This is a genomic window from Pandoraea sp. B-6 (assembly GCF_000282835.1).
Classification (GTDB): Bacteria; Pseudomonadota; Gammaproteobacteria; order Burkholderiales; family Burkholderiaceae; genus Pandoraea; species Pandoraea cepalis.
This window is the reverse complement of the sequence record NZ_AKXS01000323.1, coordinates 1-283: the sequence shown is the minus strand read 5'-3', so window position 1 is coordinate 283 and position 283 is coordinate 1. Positions and strand designations below refer to the sequence as shown.

At 57.2% G+C, this 283-nt stretch carries 1 protein-coding gene; it reads left to right on the top strand.

From position 1 onward, the window contains the following. The coding region (locus tag A985_RS0103140) for an IS3 family transposase (protein ID WP_157211335.1) at positions 1–283 on the top strand (283 nt) is incomplete at both ends.

The window sequence follows — 283 nt, the reverse complement described above, 5'->3', positions numbered from 1 at the left end:
AAAGCCGCCGCGTACTTTGCAAAGGGGTAACGGCAAGGTACGCATTCATGCGATCCCATATCGGCGAGTTCTGTCTGAAGTCGATGTGCCGGATACTTGGCGTGCATCGCAGCGGCTATTACGTGTGGCAGCGTCAGGCGGTCAGCGCTCGCAAGCGCGAGGATGATCGATTGCTTGGTCTGATCAAGCACTCCTGGTTGGCCAGTGGTGGCGTCTATGGCTATCGCAAGATTACAGTGGATCTACGTGAGTCAGGCGAGACGTGCAGCCGTCACCGTGTCCA